This is a genomic window from Mesorhizobium sp. M4B.F.Ca.ET.203.01.1.1 (genome assembly GCF_004791025.1).
Lineage (GTDB): Bacteria > Pseudomonadota > Alphaproteobacteria > Rhizobiales > Rhizobiaceae > Mesorhizobium > Mesorhizobium abyssinicae.
On sequence record NZ_SRUO01000001.1, the window covers coordinates 114,426 to 130,737 of the forward strand.

Annotated in this window: 15 protein-coding genes and 1 riboswitch; of the genes, 8 read left to right on the forward strand and 7 right to left on the reverse strand. The window is 64.6% G+C overall.

The genetic code is table 11. From position 1 onward, the window contains the following. Positions 1-131: 131 nt before the first annotated feature. The gene (locus EN846_RS00550; protein WP_128272426.1) at positions 132-1,121 is read right to left on the reverse strand and encodes a LysR family transcriptional regulator; all 990 of its coding nucleotides are present in this window, start codon (positions 1,119-1,121) and stop codon (positions 132-134) included. A gap of 293 nt (positions 1,122-1,414) precedes the next feature. Here EN846_RS00550 and chvE point away from each other — a divergent pair, with 293 nt between their 5' ends. From chvE to araD1, 4 genes are all read left to right on the forward strand, one after another. Next, complete coding sequence (gene chvE / locus EN846_RS00555) at positions 1,415-2,482, forward strand: multiple monosaccharide ABC transporter substrate-binding protein (protein ID WP_127286060.1); 1,068 nt, start codon at positions 1,415-1,417, stop codon at positions 2,480-2,482. A 102-nt stretch (positions 2,483-2,584) separates the two neighbouring features. After that, positions 2,585-4,120, forward strand: coding sequence for a multiple monosaccharide ABC transporter ATP-binding protein (gene mmsA, locus EN846_RS00560; protein WP_127286059.1), 1,536 nt, complete (start codon positions 2,585-2,587; stop codon positions 4,118-4,120). After that, on the forward strand, positions 4,117-5,409 hold the full coding sequence (gene mmsB / locus EN846_RS00565; protein WP_128345974.1) for a multiple monosaccharide ABC transporter permease: 1,293 nt from the start codon (positions 4,117-4,119) through the stop codon (positions 5,407-5,409). The genes mmsA and mmsB overlap by 4 nt, the downstream gene beginning before the upstream one ends. Before the next feature lie 301 nt (positions 5,410-5,710). Then, a complete protein-coding gene (gene araD1, locus EN846_RS00570; protein ID WP_127393684.1) occupies positions 5,711-6,703 on the forward strand; it encodes an AraD1 family protein in 993 nt (330 codons plus the stop codon). Positions 6,704-6,882: 179 nt separating this feature from the next. Here araD1 and EN846_RS00575 read toward each other — a convergent pair whose 3' ends face one another. Both EN846_RS00575 and EN846_RS00580 read right to left on the reverse strand, forming a co-directional pair. Further along, positions 6,883-7,656 (reverse strand): ABC transporter substrate-binding protein, encoded by a 774-nt coding sequence (locus EN846_RS00575; RefSeq protein WP_127309986.1) that lies wholly within the window; start codon positions 7,654-7,656, stop codon positions 6,883-6,885. A 91-nt stretch (positions 7,657-7,747) separates the two neighbouring features. Next, positions 7,748-8,842, reverse strand: a complete 1,095-nt coding sequence (locus tag EN846_RS00580) for a 2'-deoxycytidine 5'-triphosphate deaminase (RefSeq protein WP_127393685.1) — start codon at positions 8,840-8,842, stop codon at positions 7,748-7,750. 78 nt (positions 8,843-8,920) lie between these two features. Next, positions 8,921-8,998, forward strand: a riboswitch (SAM riboswitch). 58 nt (positions 8,999-9,056) lie between these two features. Here EN846_RS00580 and EN846_RS00585 point away from each other — a divergent pair. Then, a complete protein-coding gene (locus tag EN846_RS00585; RefSeq protein WP_128345975.1) occupies positions 9,057-10,244 on the forward strand; it encodes an O-succinylhomoserine sulfhydrylase in 1,188 nt (395 codons plus the stop codon). A 21-nt stretch (positions 10,245-10,265) separates the two neighbouring features. Here the strand turns inward: EN846_RS00585 and EN846_RS00590 are convergent, their stop codons facing one another. Beyond that, positions 10,266-11,420: a ceramide glucosyltransferase gene (locus tag EN846_RS00590; RefSeq protein WP_127394360.1), complete on the reverse strand. Its 1,155-nt coding sequence runs from the start codon at positions 11,418-11,420 to the stop codon at positions 10,266-10,268. A gap of 225 nt (positions 11,421-11,645) precedes the next feature. On the opposite strand from EN846_RS00590, the gene apaG reads away from it, so the two are divergent. The 3 genes from apaG to EN846_RS00605 are packed head-to-tail and all read left to right on the forward strand — an operon-like array spanning position 11,646 to position 12,919. Then, positions 11,646-12,038, forward strand: coding sequence for a Co2+/Mg2+ efflux protein ApaG (gene apaG / locus EN846_RS00595; RefSeq protein ID WP_127285232.1), 393 nt, complete (start codon positions 11,646-11,648; stop codon positions 12,036-12,038). 51 nt (positions 12,039-12,089) lie between these two features. Next, positions 12,090-12,380 carry a hypothetical protein gene (locus EN846_RS00600; protein ID WP_127222580.1) on the forward strand — a complete coding sequence of 97 codons (291 nt, stop codon included), beginning with the start codon at positions 12,090-12,092 and terminating at the stop codon, positions 12,378-12,380. Then, entirely contained in the window at positions 12,380-12,919 is a 540-nt protein-coding gene (locus EN846_RS00605; protein WP_127391906.1) for an alpha/beta hydrolase, read from the forward strand. The genes EN846_RS00600 and EN846_RS00605 overlap by 1 nt, the downstream gene beginning before the upstream one ends. A gap of 52 nt (positions 12,920-12,971) precedes the next feature. Here the strand turns inward: EN846_RS00605 and EN846_RS00610 are convergent, their stop codons facing one another. From EN846_RS00610 to EN846_RS00620, 3 genes are all read right to left on the reverse strand, one after another. After that, positions 12,972-14,006: an Hsp33 family molecular chaperone gene (locus EN846_RS00610; RefSeq protein WP_127285234.1), complete on the reverse strand. Its 1,035-nt coding sequence runs from the start codon at positions 14,004-14,006 to the stop codon at positions 12,972-12,974. 78 nt (positions 14,007-14,084) lie between these two features. Continuing rightward, a complete protein-coding gene (gene argF / locus EN846_RS00615; RefSeq protein ID WP_127285235.1) occupies positions 14,085-14,996 on the reverse strand; it encodes an ornithine carbamoyltransferase in 912 nt (303 codons plus the stop codon). A gap of 17 nt (positions 14,997-15,013) precedes the next feature. Then, a complete protein-coding gene (locus EN846_RS00620) occupies positions 15,014-16,213 on the reverse strand; it encodes an aspartate aminotransferase family protein (protein ID WP_127285236.1) in 1,200 nt (399 codons plus the stop codon). Positions 16,214-16,312: the final 99 nt, after the last annotated feature.

Sequence of the window (16,312 nt, forward strand, 5' to 3'; positions counted from 1 at the left end):
CGCAACGTTGGAATCCGGGCCCGCGACTTGTAAAGGGTGGATTTTGGGTTTTGAACATGCGCGAGGGAGGATGGCGCCGTCGGCGGCCGGGGCGGGTCAGCCCAGCGCCGTAGCGACTGCGCCAGCGGCCGTCATCCCACTTCGCGCAGGATGAAATCGTGCAGCATCTTGGCTGCCGGCGACAGCACGCGGTTCTTCGCCGTGATCAGGCTGTAGGGCCGGACCTCGATGTCGAACTCGGTCTGGACGACGTCGATGGCGCCGGCCAGCCCTTCGGGATTCTGGATGAATTTCGCTACCTGAATCGACACCGGCGCGATGGCGTCGGACTGCGCCACCATGACCAGAGTGAGCAGCAGCGAGCTGGTGTTGAGGATGCGGTCCGGGAGCGCGATGTTGCGGTTCAGGAAATTGCTTTCCATCGCCTGGCGCAGCGGCGAGCCGCCGGACTGGAAGACCCAGTCGTAAGCGGCGGTCTCCTCGAGCCGCACCGCCTTGCCCTTGCTCAGCGGGTGGCCGCGACGCACGATCAGGCAGGCCTTCTCGACGCCGATGACGCGCGATTCGAACAGGCGCGGATTGAGGTCGTCGGGAATGCGCGCGATGATGAAGTCGTGGCGCGACGCGATCAACTCGCGTGCCAGCACATTCGAGGTCTCGACCTGCATGGTGATCTCGATGCGCGGATAGAGGCGGCGGATTTCGCGAATCGCCGGCACCGCCAGCTCGATCGCCGGCGCCGTCACCGCGCCCAGGAACACCGACCCGCCCTTGCCTGCCTTGAGCTCGGAGATCTCTCGGTCGGCCTCGCGCATCTCGAGCAGGATCGAGCGCGCGCGCCTGGCCAGCGCCTTGCCGTAAGGCGTCAACGTGATGCCGCGCGGCAGCCGCTCGCAAAGCTTGACGTCGAGCACCGCCTCCATCTCCGAAATCATGCGCGAGGCGGCCGGCTGTGAGATGTTCATCACCTGGGCGGCGGCGCTTACCCGGCCGTGATCGTCAAGCGCTGCGATCATGCGCATGTGGCGCAGGCTGAGCCCGCTGCGCAGAAGCGTTTCGCCGTCGCCCGGAAGTTCGTCGTAAGTGCCTGATACGCCATCAGGATTGCGCAGTGCCGCCATGCTTTGTCTCCGCTCCCGCGACGCCTTCGTCGACTTTCGCTATATACCAGTTTCGGTATAGCAACCATCAAAGATCGCATTTGACAGTTATGTCAAAGGGACACACCCTTCGCGCGTCCCGTGGCATGACGGTCGATGACGAGGGAGATCGTGTCGATCGAAATCAGCGTCGCGGGGCCGATTGGGAGGATACCGGAGATCGATAGACGACAGCAGCGCAGCTTGCGCTTCTGCTCGCCTGCGCGGCCCGCGAAGCCCCGAGGTGTCGCGTCCATCAACCAGGGAGAGTTACTGTGAAAATCATCAAGACACTGGCCGCCGTGGCGGCCCTTGGCATCGCGGCCATGACGCTGCCGGCGCATGCCGGCGAAGGCCTTGTCGGCGTGCTGATGCCGACCAAGACCTCGCAGCGCTGGATCAATGACGGCGATGCCGTCAAGTCGCAGCTCGAGGCTCTCGGCTACACCGTCGACCTGCAGTACGCGCAGGACGACATTCCGAACCAGCTCAGCCAGCTGGAAAACGAAATCACCAAGGGCCCGAAGGCGCTGATCATCGCCTCGATCGACGGCACCACCATGGCCGACGCGCTGCAGAAGGCCAACGACGCCGGCGTCGTCGTCGTCGCCTATGACCGCCTGATCAAGAAGACCGCCAACGTCGACTACTACACCACCTTCGACAATTTCGGCGTCGGCGTGATCCAGGCGAATTCCCTGGTCAAGGGTCTCAAGGAGCGCTTCCCGAACACCAAGCCGTGGAACGTCGAGCTGTTCGGCGGCTCGCCGGACGACAACAACGCCTTCTTCTTCTACAACGGCGCCATCTCCGTCCTGCAGCCGCTGATCGACGACGGCTCGATCAAGATCAAGTCCGGCCAGACCGGCATGGACAAGGTCGGCACGCTGCGCTGGCTCGCCGCCACCGCCCAGGCGCGCATGGACAACCTGCTCTCGGCCAACTACTCGGACGGCAGCCGCGTCGATGGCGTTCTGTCGCCCTATGACGGCCTGTCGCGCGGCATCACCGCCTCGCTGCGCGCCGTCGGCTACGGCACCGACGCTCAGCCCTGGCCGATCGTGACCGGCCAGGATGCCGAGACCGCCTCGGTCAAGCTGATCATCTCGGGCGAGCAGTACTCGACCGTGTTCAAGGACACCCGCGAACTGGCCAAGGCCACCGTGCAGCTGGTCGACAAGGTGCTCTCCGGCGGCAAGCCGGACGGACTCGACGAAAAGACCTACAACAACGACGTCAAGGTCGTTCCCTCGATCCTGCTGACGCCGCATGACGTCGACAAGTCGAACTACCAGGCGCAGGTCGTCGATTCCGGCTACATCAAGGCCGACGAACTGAAGTAATTTCGGTTGCAAAGACAGGGGTCCTGCGCAACGCAGGGCCCCTTTTCGTTAACCAGCGGGACCGGTATTGTTTTTGCCGACCTGGTAGGAGTTTATTTCCCGATGACCTCGACGATTTTGGAGATGCGCGACATCACCAAGACGTTCCCCGGCGTGAAGGCGCTGTCGAACGTCAACCTCAGCGTCGAGGAAGGAGAGATCCACGCCATCGTCGGCGAGAACGGCGCCGGCAAATCGACCTTGATGAAGGTGCTGTCGGGGGTCTATCCGTCCGGCACCTATGAGGGCGACATCGTCTTTCGCGGCCAGGAATGCCACTTCAAGGGCATCCATGACAGCGAGCACATCGGCATCGTCATCATCCACCAGGAGCTCGCCCTGGTGCCGATGCTCTCGATCGCGGAGAACATCTTCCTCGGCAACGAGCACGCGACCTATGGCGTCATCGACTGGAACGCCAACGAGAAGCGCACCAAGGCGCTGCTCGACAAGGTCGGCCTCAAGGAAGACCCCAAGACGCTCATCACAAATATCGGCGTCGGCAAGCAGCAGCTGGTCGAGATCGCCAAGGCGCTGAGCAAGGAAGTGAAGTTGCTGATCCTCGACGAACCGACGGCTTCGCTCAGCGAAAAGGACAGCCAGGCGCTGCTCGACCTTCTGCTCGAGTTCAAGCGCCAGGGCATGACCTCGATCCTGATCTCGCACAAGCTGAACGAGGTGAACCGGGTCGCCGACAAGGTCACGGTGATCCGCGACGGACGCACCATCGAGACCTTGCCCAGGAAAGACATCAGCGAAGACCGCATCATCACCTCGATGGTCGGCCGCTCGCTCGACGACCGCTATCCGCCGCGCGAGCCGCAGATCGGCGAGGTCGTCTTCGAGGTCAAGGACTGGTCGGTCTACCATCCGATCCACGCCGAGCGGCAGGTGATCAAGAACGTCAACCTCAATGTGCGCAAGGGCGAAGTGGTCGGCATCGCGGGGCTGATGGGCGCCGGCCGCACCGAATTCGCGATGAGCCTGTTCGGGCGCTCCTATGGCCGGCACATCACCGGCGAGGTTTTGCTCGAAGGCAAGCCGATCGACATTTCGTCGGTGAGCAAGGCGGTGGAGAACCGCATCGCCTATGTCACCGAGGACCGCAAGACCTACGGCCTCAACCTGATCGACCATATCAAGCACAATGTGACTTTGGCCAATCTGGGCGGCGTCTCGAGCCGCGGCGTCATCGACGACATGCGCGAAATGAGCGTCGCCAACGACTATCGCAAGAAGACCAACATCCGCGCGTCCAGCGTCTATCAGCTGACCGGCAATCTTTCGGGCGGCAACCAGCAGAAGGTGGTGCTGTCGAAATGGCTGTTCGCCGACCCGGAACTGCTCATCCTCGACGAGCCGACGCGCGGCATCGACGTCGGCGCCAAGTACGAAATCTATACGATCATCGCCCGTCTCGCCGCCGAGGGTAAGGCGATCATCGTCATCTCGTCGGAAATGCCGGAGCTGCTCGGCATCACCGACCGCATCTATGTCATGAACGAAGGGCGAATGGTCGGCGAAATGGCGGCAAGCGACGCCAGCCAGGAAAAGATCATGCGCGCCATCGTTCGCGGAGAAGGAAAAAAAGCATCATGAGCACAGAAAGCGCTCCCGCGCCGCAGAGCGGCGCAGCCGAAGACGTCAAGCAGGGTCCGCGCATCGCCGTCTCGGCGCTGACGACGAACCTGCGCGAATACGGCCTGATCATCGCGCTGATCGTCATCATGCTGTTCTTCCAGTACACGACCTCGGGAACGTTGTTCAAACCGGTCAACCTCTCCAACCTTGTGCAGCAGAACTCGTTCATCATCGTGATGGCGCTGGGCATGCTCTTGGTCATCGTGTCCGGCCACATCGACCTCAGCGTCGGTTCGGTGGCGGGCTTCATCGGGGCGCTGGCGGCGATGATGATGGTCATCTGGCCGCTCGGCCCGCTCAGCAATCCGCTGGTGGTGTCAATCATCTGCCTGATCGTCGGCGGCGCCATAGGCGCAGCACAAGGCTACTGGATCGCCTATCACCGGATACCGAGCTTCATCGTGACGCTGGCGGGCATGCTGATCTTCCGCGGCATCTGCCAGGCGCTGCTGGGCGGCGGCTCCTCGGTCGGCCCGCTTCCCGACAGCTTCAAGGCGCTGAGCTCGGGCTTCATTCCCGACGTGATCGGCCCGCTGACGCTAATCCCGCCGACGGTGAATGCCGCCGGCAAGACCATCCTCGGCAGCGGCCTTACGCTGCACATGACGACGATCGTGCTCGGACTGATCGCGGTGCTCGCCTATGCCTATTTCGGGCTGCGGGCCCGCCGCAAGCGTGAGCGTCACGGCTATGAGGCCGAACCCTTCCCGCTGTTCGTCATCAAGACCCTGGTCGGCAGCGCGCTGGCGCTGTTCCTGGTCGTCCAGTTCGCGAGCTACAGGGGCCTGCCGGTGGTGCTGCTGGTGATGGGCGTGCTGATCTCGCTGTTCGTCTTCGTCACCAAGCGCATGACCATCGGCCGCCGCATCTATGCGATGGGCGGCAACGCCAAGGCGGCGCAGCTCTCGGGCATCAACACCGAGCGGCTGACGCTGCTGGTGTTCATCAACATGGGCGTGCTGTCGGCGCTCGGCGGCCTGATCATCGCGGCGCGCCTCGGCCAGGCGGTGCCCGCCGCCGGCCTCGGCAGCGAGCTCGACGTCATCGCGGCCGTCTTCATCGGCGGCGCCTCGGCGATGGGCGGCGTCGGACAGGTCATCGGCGCCGTAGTCGGCGGCTTCATCATGGGCGTCATGAACAACGGCATGTCGATCATGGGCGTCAATGTCGACTGGCAGCAGGTGGTCAAGGGCCTGGTGCTGCTCGGCGCCGTGATCTTCGACGTCTACAACAAGAACAAGGCCTGACAGGAAGCAATTCCGGGAAAAGCGCATAGCGGTTTTCCCTCGGGATTGCGCAGAGACAAAATATTGGGAGCGGGTCGGCAGCTCAAAGCCGAACCGCTCCAGGCGAGGAAGGCAGGAGGCATACGGGTCTAGATCGCGATGCTGCCGGCAACCCGCCGGCGCCAAGAAGTCCCTGAGGACCGGGGCTCGCGAGCGCAATCCGGACGAGCAGTTTCAACCGTGGCGCGGAACCGTTCCGGGCCGCGACGGTCAAGGTCTGCCGATCGGCGGCCGGGCCAAGGCAAAAGAGAGAGGGTTCATCATGCTGATCTCCCAGATCCTCGACGACGCCGAGACGATCCGCGTCGTCGCCCGCAACGGCGGCAAGACCCGGATCATCAACGGCGCCCGCAGCGTCTATTCGCTGGCGATGGAGGCGGCGCGCACCGGCACCGGCCTCGTGGCGCTGATCGAGCGCAAGGGTCTTGGCGAAACCATCGACCTCGACGCCGCCTACAAGAAAGGCCGGGTGGTGTCGCCGATCAATCATCCGGATCCGGCGCATCTGCATCTCACCGGCACCGGCCTGACGCATCTCGGCTCCGCCGCGACCCGCGATTCCATGCACAAGAAGCTGAGCAGCGACGGCGAGGAGCAGCTCACCGATTCCATGAAGATGTTCCGCATGGGGCTGGAAGGCGGCAAGCCGGCGAAAGGCCAGATCGGCGTCCAGCCGGAATGGTTCTACAAGGGCAACGGCACGATGGCGGTGGCGCCGGGCGCCGCGCTGATGTCGCCCGCCTTCGCGCAGGACGCCGGCGAGGAGCCGGAGATCGCCGGCATCTACGTCATCGGCGACGACGGCGCGCCGTTCCGCGTCGGCTTCACTTTGTCGAACGAATTCTCCGACCACGTCACCGAGCGCGTGAACTACCTGTTCCTCGCGCACTCCAAGCTGCGCAACGCCTCGTTCGGACCGGAGATCCTGATCGGCGACCTGCCGGCGGACATCAGGGGCTCATCGCGCATCTGGCGCGACGGCAAGCTGCTATGGGAAAAGCCGTTCCTGTCGGGCGAGGCGAACATGTCGCACACCATCGCCAATCTCGAGCATCACCACTTCAAATATTCGGCCTTCCGCCAGCCAGGCGACGTGCATGTGCACATGTTCGGCACCGCGACGCTCTCCTTCGCCGATGGCGTCAAGACCGAGGCGGGCGATACTTTCGAGATCGAGGCGAGCGATTTCGGCCTGCCGCTGCGCAACCCGCTGGAAATCGAGAAGCCGGTGAAGGTGGCGGTGAAGGCGCTTTGAGCGCATTCTCCTTCTCCCCTTGTGGGAGAAGGTGGCCTCGCGAAGCGAGGTCGGATGAGGGGTGCTCCAGCTTGGCAAAGACGGGTGATCCGTCACCTACCCCTCATCCGTCTCGACGCTGCGCGCCGATCCACCTTCTCCCACAAGGGGAGAAGGCAAGGCCTGCGGCAGCTCCAACCTCAATAAATATCGAAGTCGAAGTACTTAGCCTGGATCTTCTTGTAGGTGCCGTCGGCGACGATGGCGTCGATCGCCGCGTTGAGCTTGTCGCGCAGCGCGGTGTCTTCGAGACGCACGGCGATGCCGGCTTCCGTCTCGGTGCCCTTGACGTCGCCGACCAGCTTGCAGCAGCCGTCGCTCGACTTCTTCAGCCAGTCCACCAGCACGAACTTGTCCGAGATGACGGCATCGAGCCTACCGTTCTGGAGATCGGTGATCGCCTCTTCCTGGGTCGGATAGAGCTTGGCTTCGGCGCCGGCCTTGCCGTAGACGTCCTGGGCGAAGTCGGCCTGGGTGGTCGATGCCTGGGCGCCCACCGTCTTGCCGGCGAGCGCCGCCGGGTCGGTCGAGGTCAGTTCGCTGTCCTTCGGCGCGACCAGCGCAAGCGGCGTCGTATAGTATTTGTGGGTGAAGGCGACCTGCTTCTTGCGTTCCTCGGTGATGCTCATCGAGGCGATGATGGCGTCGAATTTCTTGGCCTGGAGGGCCGGAATGATGCCATCCCAGTCCTGGGTGACGATCTCGCATTCGACCTTCATCTGCGCGCACAGCGCATTGGCGATGTCGATATCGAAGCCCTCGACCTTGCCGTCCGGCGTAATGGTGTTGAACGGCGGATAGGCGCCCTCGGTGCCGATCTTGATCTTTTCGGCGGCCTGCGCCGACAAGGCGCCGGCGCCGAGCGTCAGCATGGCGGCAGCGGCTGCCGATAGGATCCATCTGGATATCTGCATTTTCGTCTCCCTCTGTCAGGTTCTGGACCGGTGGCGCCAGCCAAGCATGGCGCGCGGGACCGGGCAAGCGGAGTCTGACGCGGGCGACGGGTCAGCGCGCGGCGCGGAAATGCTTGGAGAGCTTCAAGCCCTGCGCCTGGTAGTTGGAGCCAAGGTCGGTGCCGTAAAGCGCCTGCGGCCGCTTCAGCATGTGCTCGTAGACCAGCCGCCCGACGATCTGGCCGTGATCGAGGATGAACGGCACCTCGTGGCTGCGCACTTCGAGCACCGCCCGGCTGCCGGTGCCGCCGGCCGCCGAATGGCCGAAGCCCGGATCGAAGAAGCCGGCATAGTGAACGCGGAATTCGCCGACCAGCGGATCGAAGGGCGTCATCTCGGCGGCGTAGAGCGGCGGCACATGCACCGCCTCGCGGCTGACCAGGATGTAGAACTCGTCGGGATCGAGCACCAACTCGCCGGCGCCGCTCTTGTAGAGCGGCTCCCAGAAGTCGACGACGTCCTGCGCGGCGCGCTTGTCGACATCGACGAGGCCGGTGTGGTGCTTGCCGCGATAGCCGACCAGCCCGTCCTTGTCGCCGTCGAGATCGATCGACAGCGCGATGCCGCCGCCGGAAATGTTGGGCGGCTCGGTGGCGACCAGCATCTCGGCATGGTGGAGATCGCGCAACTCGCTTTCCGACAGCAGCGCATTGCCGGTACGGAAGCGTATCTGCGACAGGCGCGAGCCGGCGCGCACGACGATCGGGAAGGTGCGCGGGCTGACTTCGAGATAGAGCGGGCCATGATAGCCGGCGGCGATCTTGTCGAACTCGTGGCCGCGATCAGTCATCACCCGGGTGAAGATGTCGAGCCGTCCGGTCGAGCTCTTCGGATTGGCCGAAGCGGACACGTCCGAGGGCAATGCCAGGCCTTCCAGCAGCGGCACGATATAGACGCAGCCCGTCTCCAGCACAGCACCGTCGACGAGATCGATCTCGTGCAGCTTCAGCCGGTCGAGCTTGTCGGCCACCAGATGATCGGGGCCGGGCAGGAAGGAAGCGCGCACGCGGAACGCCTTGTCGCCCAGCCTGAGGTCGAGGCTGGCCGGCTGGATCTGGTCGGCATCGAGCACGCGCGGCGACTTCAGCGCGCCGGACTGGAACAGCGCGGAAATGTCCTGATCGGGAAGAATGCCTGTCTGCCGCAAGGCTCCGCTCCAAGGCCGCTGGTACAAACCTCTTAATGAAGCCGGCAATTGACGCAAGCGCGGCGCGGGTCTAAAGGGTCGTTATCCCGTGGTGATTTGGCCGGTCGGCTTGCAGCCACGTTAAACAAGTCGCTAAAGGACCGTCGGGCCGCAAGGCCGTATGGACCGGTTGCGACTTTTCGCGGCCGGTTTTTTTGTATCTGGAAGTAGAGCGATGACCAAGAAGCGTGACTGGAAGCCTCAGACGGCACTCGTGCATGGCGGAACGCTGCGTTCCGGCTTCGGCGAGACATCAGAAGCGATGTTTCTCACCCAGGGCTATGTCTACGAGACGGCGCAGGCCGCCGAAGCCCGCTTCAAGGGCGAGGAGCCGGGCTTCATCTACTCGCGCTACGCCAATCCCACGGTCGACATGTTCGAAAAGCGCATGTGCGCCCTGGAAGGCGCCGAGGACGCGCGCGCCACGGCCTCCGGCATGGCGGCGGTGAGCGCCGCGCTGCTGTGCAGCGCCAGGGCGGGCGACCATATCGTGGCGGCGCGCGCGCTGTTCGGCTCCTGTCGCTGGGTGGTCGAGACGCTGGCGCCGAAATACGGCATCGAGGCGACGCTGGTCGACGGCACCGATATCGCCAACTGGGAAAAGGCGGTGCGGCCGAACACCAAGCTGTTCTTCCTGGAAAGCCCGACCAACCCGACGCTGGAAGTGGTCGACATCGCCGCTGTCGCCGCGCTCGCCAATTCGATCGGCGCCAGACTGATCGTCGACAACGTCTTCGCCACGCCGCTGCAGCAGAAGCCGTTGCAGCTCGGCGCCCACATCGTCGTCTATTCGGCGACCAAGCACATAGACGGACAGGGGCGCTGCCTCGGCGGCATCATCCTGTCGGACAAGAAGTGGATCGACGAGAACCTGCACGACTATTTCCGCCACACCGGGCCGAGCCTGTCGCCGTTCAATGCCTGGACGCTGCTCAAGGGCCTGGAGACGCTGCCGTTGCGCGTGCGCCAGCAGACGGAGAGCGCCGGCAAGATCGCCGACTTCCTCGCCGAACGGCCGGAGATCGCCCGCGTCATCTATCCGGGCCGCGCCGACCATCCGCAGGCCGAGATCGTCAGGAAGCAGATGTTGGGCGGCTCGACGCTGATCTGCCTCGACGTCAAGGGCGGCAAGCAGGCGGCCTTCGCCTTCCAGAACGCCCTCGACATCGTGCTGATCTCCAACAATCTCGGCGACGCCAAGAGCCTGATCACCCACCCGGCGACGACCACGCACAAGAACCTCAGCGACGAGGCGCGCGCCGAGCTCGGCATCGGCCCGGGCACGCTCAGGCTCTCCGTCGGCCTGGAGGACACGGACGACCTGCTTGCCGATGTCGAGCAGGCGCTGAAGGCAGCGAAATAGAGGACCTGGGCGAAGGCCCGGTCAGGCGCTCGAGGGCGTCTCTTCCAGTTCGGCCACCTTGGTGCCGATGGTCATGGCGTTGCCGCGCCAGTCGACGGCGCCGCCCAGCCAGCCGCGCGCCCATATCGCCGGCAGCATCGCGTCGCGCACGATCATCGCCGCGACCGTGCGCGGCGACAGGTGCCAGCCGTTGGCCCATGCGAGGGCGCATTCCGGCAGGTAGGCGAGTGCCAGCACGCAAAGCGTTGTGGCCGGCAGGCTGATGCCCAATTGGGCCGCCGCTACCAGTGCCAGGACAAGCGGCACCGCCGCACCGGTCAGGATCTCGGGCGCGAAGAACAGCGGGAAGGTGACGCGGCGCAGCCGCGCCCAGCGCGCCTGGCGCGACCAGATCTCGCCAAGCCTGCGCTCGCCGAGCGGCTGCTCGAAGGGCGAGGCGACGAGATGGACGCGAAGGCCAATGCCGTTGACCAGCTTGGTCGCCGCGGCGTCCTCGGCGATCTCTGCGGCAAGCGCGCGGATGCCGCCATTGGCGTCGAGCATGGGCTTGTTCCACAGCATGCTCTTGCCCTGGGCGAAGCCGAGGCCAAGCGCCTCGCCGGCATATTGCCAGCGCGCCTGCAGCGTGTTGAGGAAGGCGCATTCGACCTCGGCCCAGAAGCCAGCCGGCCGTGAGCCGACCGGGGTCGAGCAGACGAGGCCGGTATCGGACCTCCACGCGGCCATCAGCTTATGGATATAGTCGCGCGGCATCAGCACGTTGGAATCGGCAAGGATCACCCAGTGGTGGCGCGTCGCCTCCCAGCCCTTGACGCAATTGTTCAGCTTCGGATTGGCGCTGACGCGGTCGTCGCCGACCAGCAGCCGGGCCGGCACCTCGGGAAACCGGGCAATTGCCCTGTTTATCAGCTTGACCACCGGATCGTCGGCATTGGCGACGCAGAAGATCAGCTCGTAGCGCGGCCAGTCGAGCGAGAAGGCGCGCTGCAGCGTCTCCGCGGTAAACGGCTCGATGCCGCGCGAGGGAATGACGATCGACACCGGCGGCGTCCTGCCCACGGGCGCGGCCATGCCGCGCGGCGGCTTCAGCCGGCGCGCAGCAAGCAGGATGCTGGCGAGATTTGAGAGAAGCAGGGCTATGGAAAGCAGGGCGGCGGCCATGGCGATCAGTTCCATCGAGATCTGGTCACTCCGGAAAAGCCGGCCAGGAGATGGCCATTTTGAACAGGTCGACAGAGCGCTTGAGTCGCCCAGCACGGTCCGTGCACACCATCATTGTCGTGTGTCACTTAAATGACATTGTTTGCCGGCAGGTGCGCATAAGGCGGAAGGGACAGGCGTCACGCATCGTTGACCCGACAGCGGAGTGCGCCGAAAGTTCCCGAATTGTTGGGGTAGCTCATGTATCGCGCCGTCACGCGCAACATCGAAGTGCAGGTCAGGCCGTTCTATCTGGAGGATCGCTCCGATCCTTCGGAGAACCGCTATGTCTGGGGCTACCAGGTGACAATCGACAACCGCTCGGACGAATTCGTGCAGCTGCTCTCGCGCTACTGGCACATCACCGACGGCAGCGGCCGGGTGGAGGAGGTGCGCGGCGCCGGCGTCGTCGGCGACCAGCCCGAACTCAATCCCGGCGACAGCTACCAGTACACCTCGGGCTGCCCGCTTTCGACGCCGTCGGGCATCATGGTCGGCCACTATACGATGCGCAACAAGCGCGGCGAGACGTTCAATGTCGCCATCCCCGCCTTCTCTCTCGACCTGCCGGGCACGCGGCGGACGGTGAACTAGTGGCCGCGTACGCTTGGCCGCCACCCCAACCGCACGCCAGGCAGCGGCTTGATGCACAGAATTGAAACAGGGTTGTTTCTGGGTCGGCTGCCGTTCGCAAGAGTTGGACAAGGACCGGAAAGCCTTCTCATCATCAACGGCGGTCAGGGGTTCATGATGAAACCCCGGCCATCCAGACTGGAAAAGGATGCCGGACGGCTCATCCGTATCCTTCCACCCAACACGAGCTTCGTGCTGATTGGCTACGATCCCGCTCCAAAAGCCGATCCATCGCTCGAGGGCATGGCCAGAGACATCGCGGAGAGATCATCGGCGCCGACTTCAAGGAGCCAGCGAGCCTAATGGGCATTTCCTATGGCGGCGTTGTCGCCACGCAGGTGGCCGCGCGGTACCCGGACCTTGTAGGCAAGCTGATCCTGCTGGCGAGCGCGCATGGCTTTTCGGCCGATGGAAAAAGGCGGCTCAGGAAACAGATGCAATTCGCACAGGCCGGACAGTTTCACGCTTTGCTGAAGGAATTCGCAACGGTGTTCCGGCGGCCCTGGCTGAACCTTCTTTTGCGTCTTCGACTGAGGTTCGAAGCACGCAGCCTGGTTGCGCGGATGGGGGCGCCGAGCACGATCGTCCGCTATCTCGAAGCAATGCTCGACGACGGTGTGACGGAAGAAGACCTCCGCAACATCTCGGCGAGGACTTTGATCCTCGGCGGTGAAAGGGACCAGTTCTTCGGCGGGATGATGGAAGCCACCGCGAGCGCGATCAGCGGCGCGAAGCTCATGGTGCTCGGAAACGAAACCCACATGGCTCCCGTCGAACGAGCCTCGGATGTGCGCAGGCACCTCCAGGAATTCATTTCACGCGGAGATCGGTGCGGCGCCTAGAGCGCGTCGCGCTGAAATAGATCAGGCGACGCGCTTGGTCTGGAAAGTGACCCTATTGAGCCGCGGCGAACTCTGCCGGGTCGAAGTCGTACTGCGTCGAGCAGAACTCGCAGGCGACATGGATGCCGCCCTCCTCGGTGCTGTCCTTGATCTCCTGGGCGGAGAAGCCGGCGAGGATGCCGCGGATCTTCTCGCGCGAGCACGAGCACTGGTCGGCAACCGGCACGCCGCCGAAGACGCGCACGCCGTGTTCGTGGAACAGCCGGTAGAGAAGGCGTTCGGCACCGACAGTCGGATCGATCAGCTCGGTCGGCTCGATGGTGCCGAGCAGCGCGAGCAATTCCTGCCAGGAATTGTCGGCCGGCTCATGGACCGCTTCGCGCGGATCGCCGTCGCCGCCGGAAATGTCCGGCACGCGCATGCGTTCCGGCGCCTTCGGCAGGAACTGCGCCAGAAGGCCGCCGGCGCGCCATTGCTCGCGGGCGCCACCGGGACCGGGCGTAACCAGCTTGGCCACCGACAGCCTGATGTCGGTCGGGATCTGCTCCGACTGGCGGAAATAGGTGCGCGCGGCCTCCTCCAGTGAGGAGCCGTCGAGCTGGACGATGCCCTGATAGCGCTGCGTGTGAACGCCCTGATCGATGGTCAGCGCCAGCACGCCGTTGCCGAGCAGCGTCTGCTGCGAGACCTCGCCGGCGGCGGCCAGCGCCTGCAACCGGTCGGCATCGAAGCGCGCATAGCCGCGCAGCGCATGCGGCGTTGAGAAATCTGCCACCAGCATGTCGACCGGCCCGTCGGTGCGGGTCTGCAGGATGAACTTGCCCTCGAACTTGAGCGAGGTGCCGAGCAAAACCGTCAGCACGCAGGCTTCCGCCAGCAGGCGCGCGACCGGCTCGGGATAGTCGTGGCGGGCAAGAATGGCGTCGAGCATCGGCCCGAGCTGCACGGTGCGGCCGCGCACGTCGAGCGGCGCGACCTCGAAGGGCACGACGTGATCGTCGCCGGCGTAGCCGAATTCGCCGAGTTGCGGGTGATGTTCAGTCACTTGACGGGTTTCCAACATGACAAAGCTCCGGGGCGCGGCCATGCCACCCTTTGGGGTGCATGCGTCCAAACGCGCTCGATTTGCGTGATGCGCCGCAGATAGGCATCACACCTCCGGAGATCAAGCTCCCAGACACCAGGCCAAAACCGCCTTCTGGGCATGCAGGCGGTTCTCGGCCTCGTCGAACACCACCGAATGCGGCCCGTCGATGACCTCGTCGGTCACCTCCTCGCCGCGATGCGCCGGCAGGCAGTGCATGAACAGCGCGTCCGGCTTTGCCTTCGCCATCAGCGCCGCATTGACCTGATAGGGCAGGAAGACGTTGTGGCCGCGCGCGCGATGTTCCTGGCCCATCGACACCCAGCAGTCGGTGACGACGCAGTCGGCCTGATGGACGGCCTCCTCGGCCGAGCGGGTGAAGTTGAGCTTGCCGCCATTGGCCTTCGACCAGCCGATGTGCTTCTCGTCCGGCTCGCTGCCTTCCGGCACCGCGACGTTGAGGTTGAAGCGGAAACGCGCCGAGGCTTCGAGCAGCGAATGCAGCACATTGTTGCCGTCGCCTGTCCAGGCGAAGGTCTTGCCGGCCACCGGACCGCGATGCTCCTCGAAGGTCATGATGTCGGCCATCAGCTGGCACGGATGGGTGTCGTCGGTCAGCCCGTTGATGACCGGAACGGTGGCGTTCTCGGTCAGCTCCAGCAGCCGCTCATGCGAGGTGGTGCGGATCATGATGGCGTCGACATAGCGCGACAGCACCTTGGCGGTGTCGGCGATGGTCTCGGAGCGGCCGAGCTGCATCTCGGTGCCGGTCAGCATGATGGTCTCGCCGCCGAGCTGGCGCATGCCGACGTCGAAGGACACGCGCGTGCGGGTCGAGGGCTTGTCGAAGATCATCGCCAGCACCTTGCCCTCGAGCGGCTTGGTGTGCTCGCCGGCCTTGAGCCTGGCCTTTCGCACCATCGCGTCGTCCAGCATGACGCGCAAATCGCCTTCGGAAACGGCGGACAGGTCGGTAAAATGGCGAACGGACATCGGCAATGGTTCCGGAACTACTTCGCGGCGGCCGAGGCGATGGCATCCGCCAGGCCCTGGGCGCCGGCGCGGATGCGGTCGAGCGCTTCGCCGATCTCGGCATCGGTGACGGTGAGGGGCGGCAGCAGGCGAATGACGTTGTCGCCGGCCGGAACTGCGAGCAGATGCTGGTCTCGCAGCGCCATGTTGACCTTGGTGTTGGGCATCACGCATTTGAGGCCGAGCATCAGGCCAGTTCCCCTGATGCCTTCGAGGACCTCGGGGAACTCGTCGGCGACGCCGGCCAATCCCTGCTTCAGGAGCAGTGCCTTGCGCTGGACATCCTCGAGGAAGCCTTCCTCCAGCACCACGTCGAGCACCGCGTTGCCGACCGCCATCGCCAGCGGATTGCCGCCGAAGGTGGTGCCGTGCACGCCGGCGGTCATGCCGACCGCAGCCTCGTCGGTGGCGAGGCACGCGCCCAACGGGAAGCCGGCGCCGATGCCCTTGGCGATCGCCATCAGGTCCGGGGTGACGCCGGACCATTCATGCGCAAACAGCTTGCCGGTGCGGCCGATGCCGCACTGGACCTCGTCGAAGATCAGAAGCAGGCCATGCTGGTCGCAAAGCTGCCGCAGCCGCTTCAGCGACTGCGTCGGCACCGGGCGGATACCGCCCTCGCCCTGCACCGGCTCGATCAGGATGGCGGCCGTCTCCGGCGTGATCGCCTTCTCGGCCGCGTCGATGTCGTCGAAGCCGACCTGGTCGAAGCCTTCGACCTTGGGGCCGAAGCCTTCCAGATATTTATACTGGCCGCCGGCGGCGATCGTCGCCAGCGTGCGGCCGTGGAAGGCGCCTTCGAAGGTGACGATGCGGAAACGCTCGGGATGGCCCTTGACGAAATGGTAGCGCCGCGCCGTCTTGATGGCGCATTCCAGCGCCTCGGCGCCCGAATTGGTGAAGAACACCTTGTCGGCAAAGGTCGCCTCGACGAGCCGCTCGCCGAGCCGGCGCTGCTCCGGAATCTCGTAGAGGTTGGAGACATGCCAGAGCTTCGCCGCCTGCTCGGTCAGCGCGGCAACCAGATGCGGATGGCTGTGGCCAAGTGAATTGACGGCGATGCCGCCGGCGAAATCGAGATATCGCTCGCCCTTGTCGGTGACCAGCCAGGTCCCCTCCCCGCGGTCGAAGGCCAGGGGTGCGCGAGCAAAGGTCTCGTAAAGCGCCGAACCGCTCATTATATGCGTCTCCGGAACCGGAAAATCAAAAAAGCCGCCAAAGCGGCGGCCTTTGCGGCTTATCGTGTTTTTCGGCCATGAAGTCAACGAAAACGTCGC

What these genes read in the sequence shown, in the direction of transcription:
- araD1 (WP_127393684.1), top strand. Translation starts at nt 5,711, where the DNA reads ATGCTGATCTCCCAGATCCTCGACGACGCCGAGACGATCCGCGTCGTC.
- EN846_RS00575 (WP_127309986.1), bottom strand. Translation starts at nt 7,656, where the DNA reads ATGCAGATATCCAGATGGATCCTATCGGCAGCCGCTGCCGCCATGCTG.
- EN846_RS00620 (WP_127285236.1), bottom strand. Translation starts at nt 16,213, where the DNA reads ATGAGCGGTTCGGCGCTTTACGAGACCTTTGCTCGCGCACCCCTGGCC.
- EN846_RS00600 (WP_127222580.1), top strand. Translation starts at nt 12,090, where the DNA reads ATGCACAGAATTGAAACAGGGTTGTTTCTGGGTCGGCTGCCGTTCGCA.
- EN846_RS00610 (WP_127285234.1), bottom strand. Translation starts at nt 14,006, where the DNA reads ATGGCCGCGCCCCGGAGCTTTGTCATGTTGGAAACCCGTCAAGTGACT.
- mmsA (WP_127286059.1), top strand. Translation starts at nt 2,585, where the DNA reads ATGACCTCGACGATTTTGGAGATGCGCGACATCACCAAGACGTTCCCC.
- EN846_RS00550 (WP_128272426.1), bottom strand. Translation starts at nt 1,121, where the DNA reads ATGGCGGCACTGCGCAATCCTGATGGCGTATCAGGCACTTACGACGAA.
- mmsB (WP_128345974.1), top strand. Translation starts at nt 4,117, where the DNA reads ATGAGCACAGAAAGCGCTCCCGCGCCGCAGAGCGGCGCAGCCGAAGAC.
- argF (WP_127285235.1), bottom strand. Translation starts at nt 14,996, where the DNA reads ATGTCCGTTCGCCATTTTACCGACCTGTCCGCCGTTTCCGAAGGCGAT.
- apaG (WP_127285232.1), top strand. Translation starts at nt 11,646, where the DNA reads ATGTATCGCGCCGTCACGCGCAACATCGAAGTGCAGGTCAGGCCGTTC.
- EN846_RS00605 (WP_127391906.1), top strand. Translation starts at nt 12,380, where the DNA reads ATGGGCATTTCCTATGGCGGCGTTGTCGCCACGCAGGTGGCCGCGCGG.
- EN846_RS00590 (WP_127394360.1), bottom strand. Translation starts at nt 11,420, where the DNA reads ATGGAACTGATCGCCATGGCCGCCGCCCTGCTTTCCATAGCCCTGCTT.
- EN846_RS00585 (WP_128345975.1), top strand. Translation starts at nt 9,057, where the DNA reads ATGACCAAGAAGCGTGACTGGAAGCCTCAGACGGCACTCGTGCATGGC.